Raw genomic sequence first — 13,957 nt, forward strand, 5'->3', positions numbered from 1 at the left:
CACGCCCGTTTGTCGTCGGTTGAACGGATGCTCCCAGTCGGCCCGCGTAGAATTCGCGGATGACCACCGCGCCCCCCACCACTGCGCCCACCAACGCGAGCGCAGCCGAATCGAACGCGGCGGCCCCCGAATTCGCCGGAATCGACCCGCACGACCTCGAAGTGACCCTGCGGGTGCTCGCCTCGCTGCGCAACGTCGACCCGGACAGCGCCGACTTCGTCACCGTGCGCCAGGCGACCGCCAAGATGTTCAAGTCGGTCAAGATGTCCAGGCGTCTGGAGAAACGCGCGGTCATCGCCGACGCCGATCGCAGCGTCATCGCCGCCACAGCGACCGGCGCCCCGACCCGCATCGACGACGAGACCCGCGGCGCCCAGCTTTCCCTCGGCACCAGCGCGGCGACGGCCGGCGAGCTGCTCGTTCCGCGCGCCTGCTATATCTGCAAGCAGAAATACACCGTGGTCGACGCGTTCTACCACCAGCTCTGCCCGAGCTGCGCCCTCTCCAGTCACGCCAAGCGCGACGCTCGCACCGATCTCAGTGGCAAGCGGGCCCTGCTCACCGGTGGCCGCGCCAAAATCGGCATGTACATCGCGCTGCGCCTGCTGCGTGACGGCGCTCACACCACCGTCACCACCCGGTTTCCGCGCGATGCCGTTCGCCGCTTCGCCGCGATGGACGATTCGAAGGATTGGCTGCACCGCCTGCGCATCGTCGGTATCGATTTGCGTGACCCGGCCCAGGTGATCGCGCTCGCCGATTCGGTTGCGGCCCAGGGTCCGCTCGACATTCTCATCAACAATGCAGCGCAGACCGTGCGCCGCTCACGCGGCTCGTACTCCCCGCTCGTTGAGGCCGAGGAATCTCCCCTGCCCGACGGCCCGCTGCCCGAGGTCGTGTCATTCGGGCACACCAACGATGCGCATCCGCTCGCCCTGGCCGCGTCGGTCTCCGGTCACCCGCTGCTCGCGGCCGCGTCCGGTGCCGGCGCCCTCACAGCGGATGACCTCACCCGGCTGGCCCTCACGGCGGGGTCCTCGTCGCTTGAGCGACTCGCCGCTGGCACCGCGATCGACGCCGGCGGTCTCGTACCCGACCTGCACTCGCGGAACAGCTGGACCGCGAACGTCGAAGACGTGGACCCGCTCGAGATGCTCGAAGTACAGCTGTGCAATACGACCGCACCATTCTTATTGGTGAGCCGTCTGCGGGCCTCGCTCACGGCATCCGCCGCCCGCCGAACGTACATCGTGAACGTGTCGGCGATGGAGGGCGTGTTCGGTCGCGGGTATAAAGGACCGGGCCACCCGCACACCAACATGGCCAAGGCCGCACTGAACATGCTCACCCGCACCAGCGCGAAGGAGATGCTCGAAGACGGCATCCTCATGACGAGCGTCGATACCGGTTGGATCACCGATGAGCGTCCACACCCGACCAAGGTTCGCCTGGCCGAGGAAGGCTTTCATGCCCCGCTCGACCTGGTTGATGGCGCGGCCAGGGTCTACGACCCGATCGTGCGCGGCGAGGCCGGCGAAGACATCTACGGGGTCTTCCTCAAGGACTACCAACCGGGCGCCTGGTAATCAGTCGAGGTCGAACGCCGCGGCGATGGCAGCACTCAGCCGCACCTCTTGTGGGGGCAGCAGAAAGCCAATCTGGCGACCGAGGCTGGCGACCGGAATGGTCACGACATTGTCACAGCTCACCGCGCAGTCCTGGTCGAGGCCGTTCGCGGGGCCTACCGGGACTTCGGTCGACAGGCCCCGCACGGTACTGGTGATCGGTGCGACGGTAACTCGGGTGAGGTGGGGGCGCACGAGTTCGCGCGTTAGGACGAGGACCGGCCGGGCCTTGTCGAGGTGCGCTATGTGAATTGCCCGCATCGTTAGGCGAGGTCAGACGGAATACTCGCGCCAAAGCTGGCGAGTTCGTCCAGATCGTCGGCTTGAGCGAAACGGTCGGTCAGAATGCGCACGTCGCGCAGGGCGAGTTCGCGTCGCCGTTCTCGTTCGAGAGCTCGAGTGATCACGGAAGCACGGCTACTTTCCCGCCCTTCACCCACCGCCTGGTCAAGGTATTCCACTAATTCGTCGGGCAGGCGCACCGCTATTTGTCGGCTCATTTCCTGAGCATACCATTATGGGATCCATTCAGGTATGCTCTCCGTTTGGTTACGGAATATCAAGGAAAGCACAGTTCATGCGGCAAAATGCCCGCTGCTAGGCTGACCGAATGTTACGCCGTGGTCGCATCGCGCCGACCGTTCTTCTCGCCATCGTGGCGCTCAGCGGATGCACCGCTCAGTCCCCGGCAGAACTGTCAGAATCGCCAGCGACGATCGCACCGACGACAGCTACGGCGAGCACCTACACCTGTGACGACATTGCCACCCTCGATAACGTGGCCGCGGTGTTCGTCACCGCAGACGGCCAGGCCGCCCTGCCGCCCGTCGCCCCGGAGGGCGCGGTCGAGGGTGAGCACGCCGCGCAGATCAGCGCCGATACGTCGTCGTTTTGCACCGTGATCTTCTCGCTCGGCCAGTCGGCGTACGAGGTCGAGTCCCGCACCGACGCGGTGGCCGTCGCCGAGGCAGTCATCGCCCAGTCCCGCTAGCTACCCGATCGAAAGGACTTATTCATGACCGAGGACACTTTCGACCGAGACGTCGTACGTTCCTTCAAACAGTTCATGGACCGCGTCGTCGCCAACGCGGATGACCGCGGCCGGTCCGCGCTGTCACCGCTCGGCGAAAAGGTCACCGAGCACCTCGGTGCGAACGCGTCGACCTTGCCGGTCGTGTCTGAGACCCTCGCCGATCATCGACTGGTGGATGCCGATATCGCCCTGACCAGCCTCAGCGGCCCCGACCCTGATGAATTGCTCGGCGTATCCGGCGGCCAGCAGCGGTTTCACTCCACCCTTTCCGAGCTCGTGGCCAGCCCGTTCCAGGGGTTTGCCCCCGGTCCGGTGGACTACTCGGCCAGGGCGACCGGTCCGACGTCGACCCGTCAGGTGGTCTCCTTCGGCGTGCGGCTCATCCGCTTTGCGGGCCAGCCGATCGCTGTGCTGCAGCGCTCCGCGAACCCGCAATTCGGGCGAAACACCGCCGAACTCGAAATCATGGCGGTCGCGCCGGAGATCGTGACCGCGTTTCTGGCTCACCTGCGCGAGCTCATGATCGAGCACAGCGTGCTGCGCGGGCAGGTGCTCTCATTCGTGCAAACCGAATACGGGTCCGGCGCCGGAATCACCTTTCTGGAACGCCCCGTCGTGCCCGCTGCGGCGATCGTGCTGCCGGAGGGAATCCTCGGCACCATTTCCGACCACGTCATCGGAATCGGTGAGCAACGCCAGGCGCTGCTCGCCGCCGGCCAGCACCTGAAGCGCGGAGTACTGCTCTACGGTCCTCCCGGCACCGGTAAGACGCTCACCGTGCGCCACCTGCTGAGCGAAACACCGGGCATCACGGCCGTACTGCTCACCGGGTCCAGCATCGTGCACATCGCAGCCGCAGCTGAGATCGCACGCACGTTTGCGCCGTCAATCGTCGTCCTTGAGGACATCGACCTGGTCGCGATGCAGCGCCACGCCACGCCGCAGCCGCTGCTGTTCGAGGTGCTCGACGCTCTCGACGGACTCGACGGTGACGCCGATGTGGCCTTCGTCATGACCACCAACCGGGTCGAGGTGCTCGAACGTGCCCTCGCCGAACGGCCCGGCCGGGTCGACCTCGCCGTCGAGGTGCCATTGCCCGCGCTGGCGGAACGCGAGCGGCTGTTCCGCCGCTACGCAGGCACCTTGCCCTTCACCGCGGCCGCCCTCGACGCGGCGGCCGTACGTTCCGAGGGCGTGACCGGGTCCTTCGCGAAGGAACTCATCCGCCGTGCCGTGTTGCGCGCCGCGCTCCGGTCCGAACCCGTTGACGACGACGATTTGCAGGTCGCCCTCGACGATTTGTTGTCGGCGGGTGCGGCCCTGACCCGGCGACTCCTGGGCACAAGCAGCGGCGAAAATGAGCGCTGGCAGCCCGATCAGGAGCCAGGCGACGGGCCGAACGGCGGCAGCTACGTTCCACTGCACGGTGCGGCGGCCGTAATGACGCGCCAATTCGCCTCCTTCAGGGCGAGCGGTAGCACCCCGCCAGTCACGGTCAAGCCACCCGCCGACGCCCCGGGCGCACCTGACCATACCGACGAAACCCACTGACCGGAACTGACCGGCACCGACAGACCCTGGCAAGTTGCCGCCGAACCTGCAGATCTTTTGCTCACTCTCACCAGGATGAGCAGAGCCACGCCTTAGCCAGCGCGGCAACCAGTCATGGTTAGGCTTAAGGGGTGCGATGGCGCCACGAGCGCCAAAGCCTCACAATCGTGAACCGAATTGGAGAACCAAGTTGCCTGGAGAAAATCTCACCCGCATCGAAGCCCAGGAGCGCGCCGCGCTCGTGACCGTCGCGAGCTACGACGTCGTGCTCGATCTCACTACCGGTCCAACCACCTTTGGCAGCACCACCACGGTGCGCTTTATTGCGACCCCCGGCGCCTCGACCTTCATCGATGCCATTACTTCCACGGTGCACTCGGTGACCCTCAACGGCGCGGCGCTCGACCCGGCCGTCGTGAGTGACGGCATCCGCATTCAGTTGGATGATCTGCAGGCCGAAAACGAGCTCATCGTCGTCGCCGACGCGCTGTACACCAACACCGGAGAGGGACTGCACCGCTTCGTCGACCCGGTCGATAACGAGGTCTATCTCTACAGCCAGTTCGAGGTACCCGACTCTCGCCGCGTCTTCGCCGTGTTCGAGCAGCCCGACCTCAAAGCGAAATTCGCTTTCACCGTCACCGCGCCGAGCAAGTGGCAGGTTGTTTCCAACTCCACCACCCCCGAACCGACCGACGCCGGCAACGGTGCCAGCACGTGGGCGTTCGCACCGACCCACGTGATCTCGAGCTACATCACCGCCCTCATCGCCGGCCCATACGCCGTCGTGCGCGGCGAACTCGTTTCGAGCGACGGACGTACCATCCCGCTCGGCGTGTTCAGCCGCAAGAGCCTCAGCGAATATCTCGACGCCGACTACATCCTCGAGAAAACCCGCCAGGGCTTCGCCTACTACGAGGAGAAGTTCGGCTACGCCTACCCCTTCGACAAGTACGACCAGCTGTTCGTGCCGGAGTTCAACGCCGGCGCTATGGAGAACGCCGGCGCGGTCACCTTCACCGAAACGTACATCTTTCGTTCCAAGGTGACCGACGCCATCAAGGAACGCCGCGTCGTCACCATTTTGCACGAGCTCGCCCACATGTGGTTCGGCGACCTCGTCACCATGACCTGGTGGAACGACCTCTGGCTCAACGAGAGCTTCGCCGAGTGGGCGTCGACGATCGCCACTGCCGAGGCCACCGAGTGGCATGAAGCCTGGACCACCTTCGCCGTGATGGAGAAGAGCTGGGCCTACAAGCAGGACCAGCTTCCCTCGACCCACCCGGTCGTTGCCACAATTCGCGACCTCGATGATGTGCTCGTCAACTTTGACGGCATCACCTACGCCAAGGGTGGCTCTGTACTCAAGCAGCTCGCCGCCTGGGTCGGCATCGACGCCTTCTTCACCGGCGTCGGCTCCTACTTTCAGAAGCACCAGTGGGGCAACACCGAGCTTTCCGACCTGCTGGTCGAGCTCGAGGCTGCCAGCGGCCGCGACCTCAGCGGCTGGGCCCAGCTCTGGCTCGAGACCGCCGGCGTCAACACCCTGCGCCCAGAGATCGCCGCGGACGAGACGGGCACGATCACCGGCTTCACTGTGCTGCAGACTGCGGCCGCCGACTACCCCACGATTCGCCCGCACCGCCTCGCGATCGGTTTCTACACCTTCAACGACGCGCAGAAGCTCGTGCGCACGCATCGCGTCGAGCTTGACGTTGACGGTTCGATAACGGATGTCCCCGCTCTCGTCGGCCAGAAACGCCCGGACCTGATTCTGCTCAACGACGACGACCTCAGCTACGCCAAGGTGCGCCTCGACCCGGCCTCGGAGGCCGTCGCGCTCGAGCACCTCTCGGCCATTGAGAGCCCGCTCGCCCGCGCCCTGGTCTGGGGTTCGGTCTGGGACGCCACCCGCGACGCCGAAACCACGGCCCGCGACTTCGTGCGCCTGGTGCTGAACAATGTCGCCACCGAAACCGAGTCGACCACGCTGCGCACCGTGCTTGGCCAGGTCGTGCTCACCGCGAGCTACTACGTGGCGCAGCCGTACCGCGAAGCCGTAACGACCGAGGTCGCCGATGCACTCTGGGCGCTCGCACAGGGCGCGGCGGCGGGAAGCGATGCCCAGTTCCAGTTCGTGAAGTTCTTCGCCTCCGTCGCAGCCACCCCCGCGCAGCTTGAGAACGTGGCGGCGCTGCGTTCGGGCAGCACCGTGCTCGATGGCCTGACCGTCGACACCGACCTGGCTTGGGAGCTGCTCACCGCCCTCGTGGCCGGTGGCCGCGCTGACGCCGCTGAGATCGACGCGGCCCTTGCGGCCGACAACACGGCGACCGGCGCACAGTCGGCTGCCCTGGCCCGGGCCGCCCTGCCCACTGCGGAGGGTAAGCTCGCCGCCTGGTCGTCGCTGATCGATGTTGACACGGCTGCGACGACCATCGTGCGCACGACGGCCGCCGGGTTCCTGCGGGTGAACGACTCAGGCCTGCTCGAGCCGTTCGTCGCGACCTACTTCGAGATGCTGCAGCGAGTGTGGGAGGCGCGCAGCTTCTCGATCGGCGAAAAGCTCGTGATCGGCCTCTACCCGGCGCCGCTGAACAACCAGGCCCTCGCCGACGCGACGAAGACCTGGCTCGACGCCAACCCGGAGCCGGCCGCTCTGCGCCGCCTCGTGGTCGAAAACCTGGCCGGAGTCGAGCGTTCGCTCCGGGTACAGGCTCGCGACGCCGAATAGTTAGCACCACCGAACACTGCGAACCCCGCGACCAGCCAGGTCGCGGGGTTTTCGCGTGCGCCGACGCGTTCACAGCTAATCGAGAGGATGCCGCTGCCTGCGTTCTCTGCACCGGGTTGCGCTGGCCGCGCGGGTAATCGGTCACCAGCGACCGGGACTACCTCTCGGGTACCGCCGAGGCCCCTCGGTAGACTGGCTTGGATATGAACTGGGAAACTTTCTGGGCCAACCTCGCCACCTCCATCGCCGATATTCCGTGGACCGATTACGTCGGAAAGATTTTCGCCATTGCGGCAATTATCGTCGTCGCCTTCGCACTGCGCTGGGCCCTGCAATTCGTGATTCGCCGGGTCGTGCAACAGATCGTCTCTGGCGTCAAGAAGAACCAGAAGGTCGACGACACCCAGGCGCTGAACGTCTCCCCCCTGGCTGCCGTGCGCGTCGTGCAGCGCTCGCGCACACTCGGCGCCGTGCTGGCGAACATCGTCAACGTGTTCATTCTGATCACCGCACTGCTGCTCATCGTCACCACCCTGAACAAAGACATCCTCGGCTCCTTCGCGCTGCTGACCGCGGCGATCGGCGCCGGCCTCGGTTTCGGCGCGCAGAACATCGTCAAAGACATCCTCAACGGCTTGTTCATGGTGGTGGAGGATCAGATCGGCGTTGGCGACATCGTCGACGTGGGATTCGCATCCGGTGTCGTCGAAACGGTCGGAATTCGCATCACTCAGGTGCGCGATATCGACGGCACGCTCTGGTTCGTGCGCAACGGTGAGATTCTGCGGGTCGGCAACATGTCGCAGGGCTGGGCCCGCGTCATCATCGACCTCGCCATCCCCTACAGTTCCGACGTGGAGGCCGTGCAGGACGAGCTGCTGCGCGTCGCCAGTGCCCTGGCCTCGAGCCGCAAGTGGCGCGCCTATATCCTCGAAAAGCCGGAGATCTGGGGCCTCGAGTCGATCAGCGCCGAAGCCCTCGTCACCCGGCTCGTGGTCAAAACCCGGGTCTCGGCCAAGTGGGACTTCGCCCGCGACCTGCGCCTGCACATGAAGAAGGCCCTGGACGGCATGGGCGTTCCGCTCACCCCGCTCAACAGCGTCGTCATGACCACCGGCGACGGCACCATCGACGGCTCGACCGTTGAACCGGTCGAGGGTGCCCTGGACGCGGCCGAAGAGGCCGCGGCAGCCGTGCCCGACGTCGTAGCCGGCGTGCGCACCGGCCCGGTCGCGGTGCGGAAGCCCCGCGGGCCGCGCAAGGCCAAGCCCAAAGACGTGCCGGCTCCGATGAAGGCACCAGACCCCGAAGTTCGCGGCGACGGCATTGACTGACCCGTACCGAAGAGAAAGCTGCACCGAATGACCTCTGAACGACACCCGACCGATCAGCCCGCCACCCCCGCCGGCGTGCACCTGCGCGATGGCGAGAACGGCCCTGCCGCGGTGTCGACGTTCTTCGACGAGGTCGGTGGAACACCATTCTTCGAAAGGCTCGTGCACGATTTCTATGTGGGCGTTGCGACCGACCCGGTGCTGAAGCCGATGTATCCCGAAGAGGATCTCGGCCCGGCCGAACACCGGCTGGTCATGTTCCTCGAGCAGTTCTGGGGCGGTCCAGGCACTTACAGCGAGCAGCGCGGTCACCCGCGTCTGCGCCAGCGGCACCAACCGTTCAAGGTCAATCCGGATGCCCGCGACCGGTGGCTGGGCCACATGAAAGTCGCCGTGGACGCGGCCAACCTGCCACCGCTGCAGCAGGGCATCCTCTGGGATTATCTGGAACGTGCAGCTTTCGCGATGGTGAACAGCTTCGAGGACTAGGTGTACCGAGCCAACGGCGATACCTCCACGGTGCTCGGTGCGTTCGGGCAACGACGTGGTTTTGGGGTTTTACGAGCACCTCGGCTACGAGGACGCCAACGTGCAGGTGCGCTCCAAATGGCTGATCCAGCCGACAAACTAACCGGGCTGGGCCTGTTACAGTGCGAGCGACTCGGCGGCCGCGCAGGGGCTCGCCGTTGGATCGGCGCGGTGCACGCTCGAGCCCTCTGTTGGCGCCCGAATCTTTCGGGCTCGACGATCGGTGGGGTCGGGAATGCGTTCCACCAGCTGGGCGTCCACCATGCCGTCGAGCAGGTAGATCAAGACCGTGCGATCGATGGCGAGGTGCGCCCCGATGGCTTGCTGGGACGGCAGGTCTCGGTGAATGACGGTCGACAGCACCTGATAGCAGCGCACTCCCCCGGGTGGGTCGGAACAGTTCTGGCTCCGCAGGCGCTGAAAGCCGGTTACCAGGTGCGCATCGCGACCACGCAGCCCGCGGCATCCGATCTGGTGGTACTCGCGATTCCACTGCACAAGTACCGCACGCTCAACCCGGGCGAGCTCGCCGGCCGAATCGTTATCGACGCGATGAACTATTGGGCACCGGTCGCCGGCGTGTCCAATGCCGGCCCCCTCGCCGCCGGCCGCTCGTTTGAGCCGGCCACCGAGATCTTCACCGGCAGTCACAACGCGAACCAGCTTCGCGCCCTCATTCAGAAGGCCCGTCCGCTCGCGGTCGCTGCCTAAGCCACTCACACAATGGAGAACACCTTGGAAATCGGCGCCTACAGCTTCGGTGACACTCAACGGGACCCCGACGGCAGCTCGCGTTCCACCGCGGAGGCGATCAAGAACCTGTTCGACGCCATCGTGCACGCCGACCAGGCAGGGTTGGACTATTTCGGCATCGGTGAACACCACACCGTCTCCATGCCCGCCTCATCACCCGGCGCGATCATCGCCGCGGCTGCTGCGGCGACGACTCGGATCAAACTCGGCAGCGCCGCCAGCATTATTGGAACGGATGACCCGGTGCGGGTGTTCCAGCAGTTCGCCACGGCAGACGCCATCTCCGGCGGCGGCCGCATCGAGATCACGGCCGGCCGCGGCTCCTCGGTCGAGACCTTTCCGCTGTTCGGCTACGAATTGAACGACTATGACGAGCTCTACGCCCAGAAGCTCGACCTGCTGCTCACGCTCAACAACAGCGCCACGGAGAACGTGACCTGGTCGGGAACCGCGCGTCCCTCGATCCCCCAGCTCGACGTCGTGCCGCGTCCAGTGCAGGGCTCCCTGCCCATCTGGATCGCCACCGGCGGCAGTGCACCGTCGTCGGCCCGGGCTGGGCGCCTCGGCCTCCCGCTCGCCTACGCCATCATCGGCGGGCAGCCGCACCGGTTCGCGCCGCTCGCCAATCTCTACCGGCAGTCGGCGGCGCAAGCCGGCCACACCGGCGACAACATCAAAGTCTCGGTCGCCACCTTCGGCCTGGTAGCTCCGACCAAGAAGGAAGCGGTGGAGCGGATGTATCCGGGCTGGGTCAACCTCAACGTGGAGATGGGTCGGCTGCGCGGCTGGCCAGCGCCGCAACGAGGTTCCTACCTGGCCCAGGTCGACGCCCCCAATGCCTATTTCATCGGCGACCCGGACGATGTCGCCGAACGCATCGTCGACCTGCACCGGCACCTCGGCCACATGCGGCACTTTTTGCAGGGCGACCACGGCGGACTCCCCCAGGAACACCTGCTCGAGTCCATCACCCTGCTCGCCACCGAGGTCAAGCCACGCGTGGAACGGTTGCTCGCCGCCAAATAGCAGCAGACGACTCGCGCGAGTGATGTCGGCCCCTGAATTGCAGAGCCACGCTCGACATTGATCACGTCTGGTACCCGCCCGAAGGATGATCCTGAGCCAGATTACGAGCGGCCCGGTTTGTAGGCCGAGACCGACGGGGCATCCGCTAGCCAAAATCGCCAGGGGAAGTCCGTCGCACTGCCGCCGGGCCCGCTGACGCCCACGCGTGGTCCGGTCAGATGCGGGACGACCGCCCCGTCATCGGGTACAAAAAATGTCCACTGTCCGCCGAAAAGATCATCGCCATCGTCGGCCAGAGATACCCCAAAGCTTTGCGCGACGCAACCAGGACCTCGCGCCAAACTCCGATCGAGCAGGGGAACCTTTCGTGGCTTGATTTCTCGACGACTGCGAGCAATATCGGCTCCTTCGAGTACGTCTCCGGCTCTAATGAGACAACCGTAGGGCTGGCCTGGTTGTCCGGCGACGAGGTTCACCGCGTGGTGCATTCCGTAGGTGAAGTAGCAGTAAAGGTGCCCGGCGGGACCGAACATGGTCTTATTCCGATTGGTCATACCCCGATAGGAGTGCGCGCCGGGGTCGCGTTCACCGGCATACGCCTCGACCTCGGTTATTCGAATGGCCACAGTGCCATCGTCATCCGTGCGTTGCAGGATGCAGCCGAGAACTTCGGGTGCGAGTTCGAGCACCTCGCGGGCAAAAAATGCCCGGTCCGCTCTATGAAATCCCTCCAGCACGTTCACTCAGACAGTGTATCCGCTCCCCTAAGGCCAAGTTTCGATGATGGCAGTGTGACCGGGGGCCGTGACGAACTTGCGGTCGTCGGTGAGCAGTGACATAGCCAACGACTCGGCCAACGCGACATAGAACCCGTCGTAGGCGGTGAAATTGTGCCGCAGGCTCAGGACCCGCCGCTGGAACGGCTGCATCGGGTAGCGCACCAAGGGCAAGTCCGCGAAATCGGCGAGCATCTCCTCCGCCCGGTTCAGATCAATTTTGATCATGGGCTTCGAGGTCAGTAGAAGCCCGCGAATGGCGGAGCTCACCTCAGCATCGATCAGCGTCGGGGCATGCACGTACCGCTGCTGATTGAACCGTTCCTGAAGTCCTTTGTCGCCCCGACGGTTCTGCAGCAGCCGCACGACGATCGAGGCATCGACGACCGGCACTATCGGCGGTCATCCTCAATATACGAACGGATGTCGTCACGACTGCCCTCTACGCTGCTTCGGGTACCGATTCGCGTAAGAACATCGACCATCGCGGGGCGCGACGTGTCGTCGTGAATCAGCTCGCGGAGGTAGCTCGACAATGACATGCCCCGCGAAGCCGCGCGCGCACGCAGAACCTCGGCATCTTGGGCCGGCACGTCCCGAACCTGAATGATCTCGGTACTCATGCCCACAGCGTAATCCCGCCGCATGCATTCTGCATGCAGAATTTCACGGGTTCCGATCCGATATCGACCTTCGTACCCGAGGAGCACACCGCCGGAACGGTTCTTCTCGGCGCCGAGACGACCGGCGTCGTGAATGAGAACGGAACCGTGCTGCTCTCACTCCATTATTCCGAGAACGGCGACGAAGCAGTCAGAGCCGCCATCGACCTTCTCGGCGAGCCAGAAGCCACTCATCATGAGGATGGCTCGAATCATTACCCCGAGATGAATGGGACGTCGTGGGGCGGGTTCGACATCGTGGTGAACCGCTACCGGAGCGAGCGAACGTCCACCGACGAGGCCAGCCCATACCTGCCCGAATTCAGTGTTCAGGCCACGATCCAGCGCGGATAAGGGCAGCCGTCGGGCGACACGCACGATCCGCGAGCACTATCGCCAGAACACCGAGCAACACGGTGCCGCCGACGCGCACGAGACCGTCCATGCTCGGCAGGAACGCTGTAAATATGTTGCAGCGCTCTGTGGCACCAACGGACACGATAGCCGAAAACAACCATGAAGTGGATGCTGCCCCCACGACCCACGCCGGCACCCAATTCCACGGCGTCGGCACGGCACCAGCGCCAGCAATCTGCACGGCGGCGACGAGAGCCAGGGCGAACCGTACAAAGGAGTCAACATAGCCGAACACCACCAGCGCACTCGGCGCAGGATCGTTCGAAAAGCTCGCGGTGGTGGTGTCTATGATCGTCAATAATCGGAGGCACAGGTATTTAATCTGTGCCTCACTGAGATGTGCCGCCAATCATCTTCGCGGACTCACGCGCGAGCGTGACGTCGTGTTCGATCTGGTTCCACCTGAGCGCAGGGGTACCCGCGACCGCCCTGGAGGGTGCTGTTGAATTGCTCTGTCCGCGCTTATCTGGCTGCGTGTCGCGGCTGAGGCGTTACTTTTCCCAGCGGGGTTTTTCCGCTGGGGTGGCGGCGCGGTTTTGGCCGGCGGGGCGCCAGGTTTGGGTGGGGTCGAAGATGAGGGGGCCGCGCACCCAGGGGCGTCCGTGTCGCATGTCGATGTCCCAGCCGGAGGTTTCGATGCTGGCATGCGCGGCGTTGCAGATGAGAACGGCGTTGTCGATATTTGTCAGACCGCCCTTATTCCAGGGAATAACGTGGTGAGCCTGTGTGAGGTGCGGCGGCACGGTGCAGCCGGGGATGACACAGCCACCATCACGGGCCGCTAATGCTCGGCGTTGGCTGTTGGTGAAGAATCGGTTGGTGTCGCCGAGGTGCACAACCTGACCCTGGTGGCCGAACAACACGGGCTGATACCCGCCGGCGCAGACCAGCTCATCGACTTGTTTCACGGTGAGGGGTCCGTCGATGCCGTCGATCCAGCCGGCGCCGCGCCCAGCGAGGAGGTCGTTGATGTGGATGTGCACCAGCACCGTTGGTGCCGCGCCGCCCATCGTCGGGGTTGCGGGTTGTCGGGCGGCGGCTTCGAATACCGCGCGGAGGATGCCAGCCTGCTTCTCCCCGATCGAGCGGATGTCGCCGGGTTCCTGCGGGCAGGGACTGAACACCTGGCCGCTGCTTGCTCCAGTCCGCTCGTCGGCTTCGCAGTGCTCTGCCGGTGCGTGGTTCTCGGCCTGGTCACCACCGTCAGCAACGGCGGCAGCTGCGAGGCCGTCGCTGCTGTCGCTGCCATCGCTGCTGGTGCTGTCCGTGCCGTCTTCAGCGGACGGTTCGCTCGCGCGGAACGCGACCGTGGCGCGCGAAGCAGCGCCGGGAACGGGGCTGGCAGCGGCGGAGGAGAGGTAGGCGTCGAAAACGGTGCTGATGATGGCGCGGTCGAGAGGGTGTCAGATGGTCTGTGTAAGGGGTTGCGGATCTATTTGAAGGAGTGACACTAATGGTCATGACAGAACGAACTGAGAAGCTGAAAGCACCGAAGTCCCCGGCCCAGCGTGCGGC

17 protein-coding genes are annotated in these 13,957 nt (G+C 65.0%); 9 read left to right on the top strand and 8 right to left on the bottom strand.

The window, feature by feature from the left end:
• Positions 1 to 59: 59 nt before the first annotated feature.
• Positions 60 to 1,586: an SDR family NAD(P)-dependent oxidoreductase gene (locus E3T46_RS07975; RefSeq protein ID WP_134578137.1), complete on the top strand. Its 1,527-nt coding sequence runs from the start codon at positions 60 to 62 to the stop codon at positions 1,584 to 1,586.
• On the opposite strand, the gene E3T46_RS07980 is transcribed toward E3T46_RS07975, so the two are convergent.
• Together E3T46_RS07980 and E3T46_RS07985 are read right to left on the bottom strand one after the other, a co-directional pair.
• Positions 1,587 to 1,886 (bottom strand): type II toxin-antitoxin system PemK/MazF family toxin, encoded by a 300-nt coding sequence (locus tag E3T46_RS07980; protein ID WP_134578138.1) that lies wholly within the window; start codon positions 1,884 to 1,886, stop codon positions 1,587 to 1,589. It abuts the gene before it with no gap.
• Between the two features lie 2 nt (positions 1,887 to 1,888).
• Complete coding sequence (locus E3T46_RS07985) at positions 1,889 to 2,125, bottom strand: YlcI/YnfO family protein (RefSeq protein ID WP_134578139.1); 237 nt, start codon at positions 2,123 to 2,125, stop codon at positions 1,889 to 1,891.
• Between the two features lie 110 nt (positions 2,126 to 2,235).
• Here E3T46_RS07985 and E3T46_RS07990 point away from each other — a divergent pair, with 110 nt between their 5' ends.
• From E3T46_RS07990 to E3T46_RS08010, 5 genes are all read left to right on the top strand, one after another.
• Entirely contained in the window at positions 2,236 to 2,616 is a 381-nt protein-coding gene (locus E3T46_RS07990; RefSeq protein WP_134578140.1) for a hypothetical protein, read from the top strand.
• Between the two features lie 24 nt (positions 2,617 to 2,640).
• On the top strand, positions 2,641 to 4,209 hold the full coding sequence (locus tag E3T46_RS07995; RefSeq protein WP_134578141.1) for an AAA family ATPase: 1,569 nt from the start codon (positions 2,641 to 2,643) through the stop codon (positions 4,207 to 4,209).
• A 190-nt stretch (positions 4,210 to 4,399) separates the two neighbouring features.
• Positions 4,400 to 6,946 carry an aminopeptidase N gene (pepN, locus tag E3T46_RS08000; RefSeq protein WP_134578142.1) on the top strand — a complete coding sequence of 849 codons (2,547 nt, stop codon included), beginning with the start codon at positions 4,400 to 4,402 and terminating at the stop codon, positions 6,944 to 6,946.
• 203 nt (positions 6,947 to 7,149) lie between these two features.
• The gene (locus E3T46_RS08005) at positions 7,150 to 8,280 is read left to right on the top strand and encodes a mechanosensitive ion channel domain-containing protein (protein ID WP_134578143.1); all 1,131 of its coding nucleotides are present in this window, start codon (positions 7,150 to 7,152) and stop codon (positions 8,278 to 8,280) included.
• A gap of 27 nt (positions 8,281 to 8,307) precedes the next feature.
• Entirely contained in the window at positions 8,308 to 8,769 is a 462-nt protein-coding gene (locus tag E3T46_RS08010; protein ID WP_134441191.1) for a globin, read from the top strand.
• A 156-nt stretch (positions 8,770 to 8,925) separates the two neighbouring features.
• Here the strand turns inward: E3T46_RS08010 and E3T46_RS08015 are convergent, their stop codons facing one another.
• On the bottom strand, positions 8,926 to 9,171 hold the full coding sequence (locus E3T46_RS08015; RefSeq protein ID WP_198419146.1) for a MarR family winged helix-turn-helix transcriptional regulator: 246 nt from the start codon (positions 9,169 to 9,171) through the stop codon (positions 8,926 to 8,928).
• Here E3T46_RS08015 and E3T46_RS08020 point away from each other — a divergent pair.
• Positions 9,151 to 9,519, top strand: coding sequence for a hypothetical protein (locus tag E3T46_RS08020; protein WP_198419132.1), 369 nt, complete (start codon positions 9,151 to 9,153; stop codon positions 9,517 to 9,519). The genes E3T46_RS08015 and E3T46_RS08020 overlap by 21 nt on opposite strands.
• A gap of 12 nt (positions 9,520 to 9,531) precedes the next feature.
• On the top strand, positions 9,532 to 10,587 hold the full coding sequence (locus E3T46_RS08025) for an LLM class flavin-dependent oxidoreductase (protein WP_134578144.1): 1,056 nt from the start codon (positions 9,532 to 9,534) through the stop codon (positions 10,585 to 10,587).
• A gap of 101 nt (positions 10,588 to 10,688) precedes the next feature.
• Here E3T46_RS08025 and E3T46_RS08030 read toward each other — a convergent pair whose 3' ends face one another.
• The 3 genes from E3T46_RS08030 to E3T46_RS08040 are packed head-to-tail and all read right to left on the bottom strand — an operon-like array spanning position 10,689 to position 11,986.
• Complete coding sequence (locus tag E3T46_RS08030) at positions 10,689 to 11,330, bottom strand: DNA-3-methyladenine glycosylase (protein WP_134578145.1); 642 nt, start codon at positions 11,328 to 11,330, stop codon at positions 10,689 to 10,691.
• A gap of 21 nt (positions 11,331 to 11,351) precedes the next feature.
• Positions 11,352 to 11,756 carry a type II toxin-antitoxin system VapC family toxin gene (locus E3T46_RS08035; protein WP_198414285.1) on the bottom strand — a complete coding sequence of 135 codons (405 nt, stop codon included), beginning with the start codon at positions 11,754 to 11,756 and terminating at the stop codon, positions 11,352 to 11,354.
• Positions 11,756 to 11,986 carry a hypothetical protein gene (locus E3T46_RS08040; protein ID WP_134471159.1) on the bottom strand — a complete coding sequence of 77 codons (231 nt, stop codon included), beginning with the start codon at positions 11,984 to 11,986 and terminating at the stop codon, positions 11,756 to 11,758. Before E3T46_RS08040 ends, E3T46_RS08035 begins: the two co-directional genes overlap by 1 nt.
• A 33-nt stretch (positions 11,987 to 12,019) precedes the next feature.
• Between E3T46_RS08040 and E3T46_RS08045 the strand changes: the two genes are divergently transcribed.
• Complete coding sequence (locus E3T46_RS08045; RefSeq protein ID WP_134578146.1) at positions 12,020 to 12,379, top strand: hypothetical protein; 360 nt, start codon at positions 12,020 to 12,022, stop codon at positions 12,377 to 12,379.
• Here the strand turns inward: E3T46_RS08045 and E3T46_RS08050 are convergent.
• Both E3T46_RS08050 and E3T46_RS08055 read right to left on the bottom strand, forming a co-directional pair.
• On the bottom strand, positions 12,348 to 12,740 hold the full coding sequence (locus E3T46_RS08050) for a hypothetical protein (protein WP_134578147.1): 393 nt from the start codon (positions 12,738 to 12,740) through the stop codon (positions 12,348 to 12,350). The genes E3T46_RS08045 and E3T46_RS08050 overlap by 32 nt on opposite strands.
• Positions 12,741 to 12,933: 193 nt before the next feature.
• Complete coding sequence (locus E3T46_RS08055; RefSeq protein ID WP_134578148.1) at positions 12,934 to 13,566, bottom strand: HNH endonuclease signature motif containing protein; 633 nt, start codon at positions 13,564 to 13,566, stop codon at positions 12,934 to 12,936.
• Positions 13,567 to 13,957: the final 391 nt, after the last annotated feature.

This window comes from Cryobacterium sp. Hh11, assembly GCF_004404045.1.
Classification (GTDB): Bacteria; Actinomycetota; Actinomycetes; order Actinomycetales; family Microbacteriaceae; genus Cryobacterium; species Cryobacterium levicorallinum.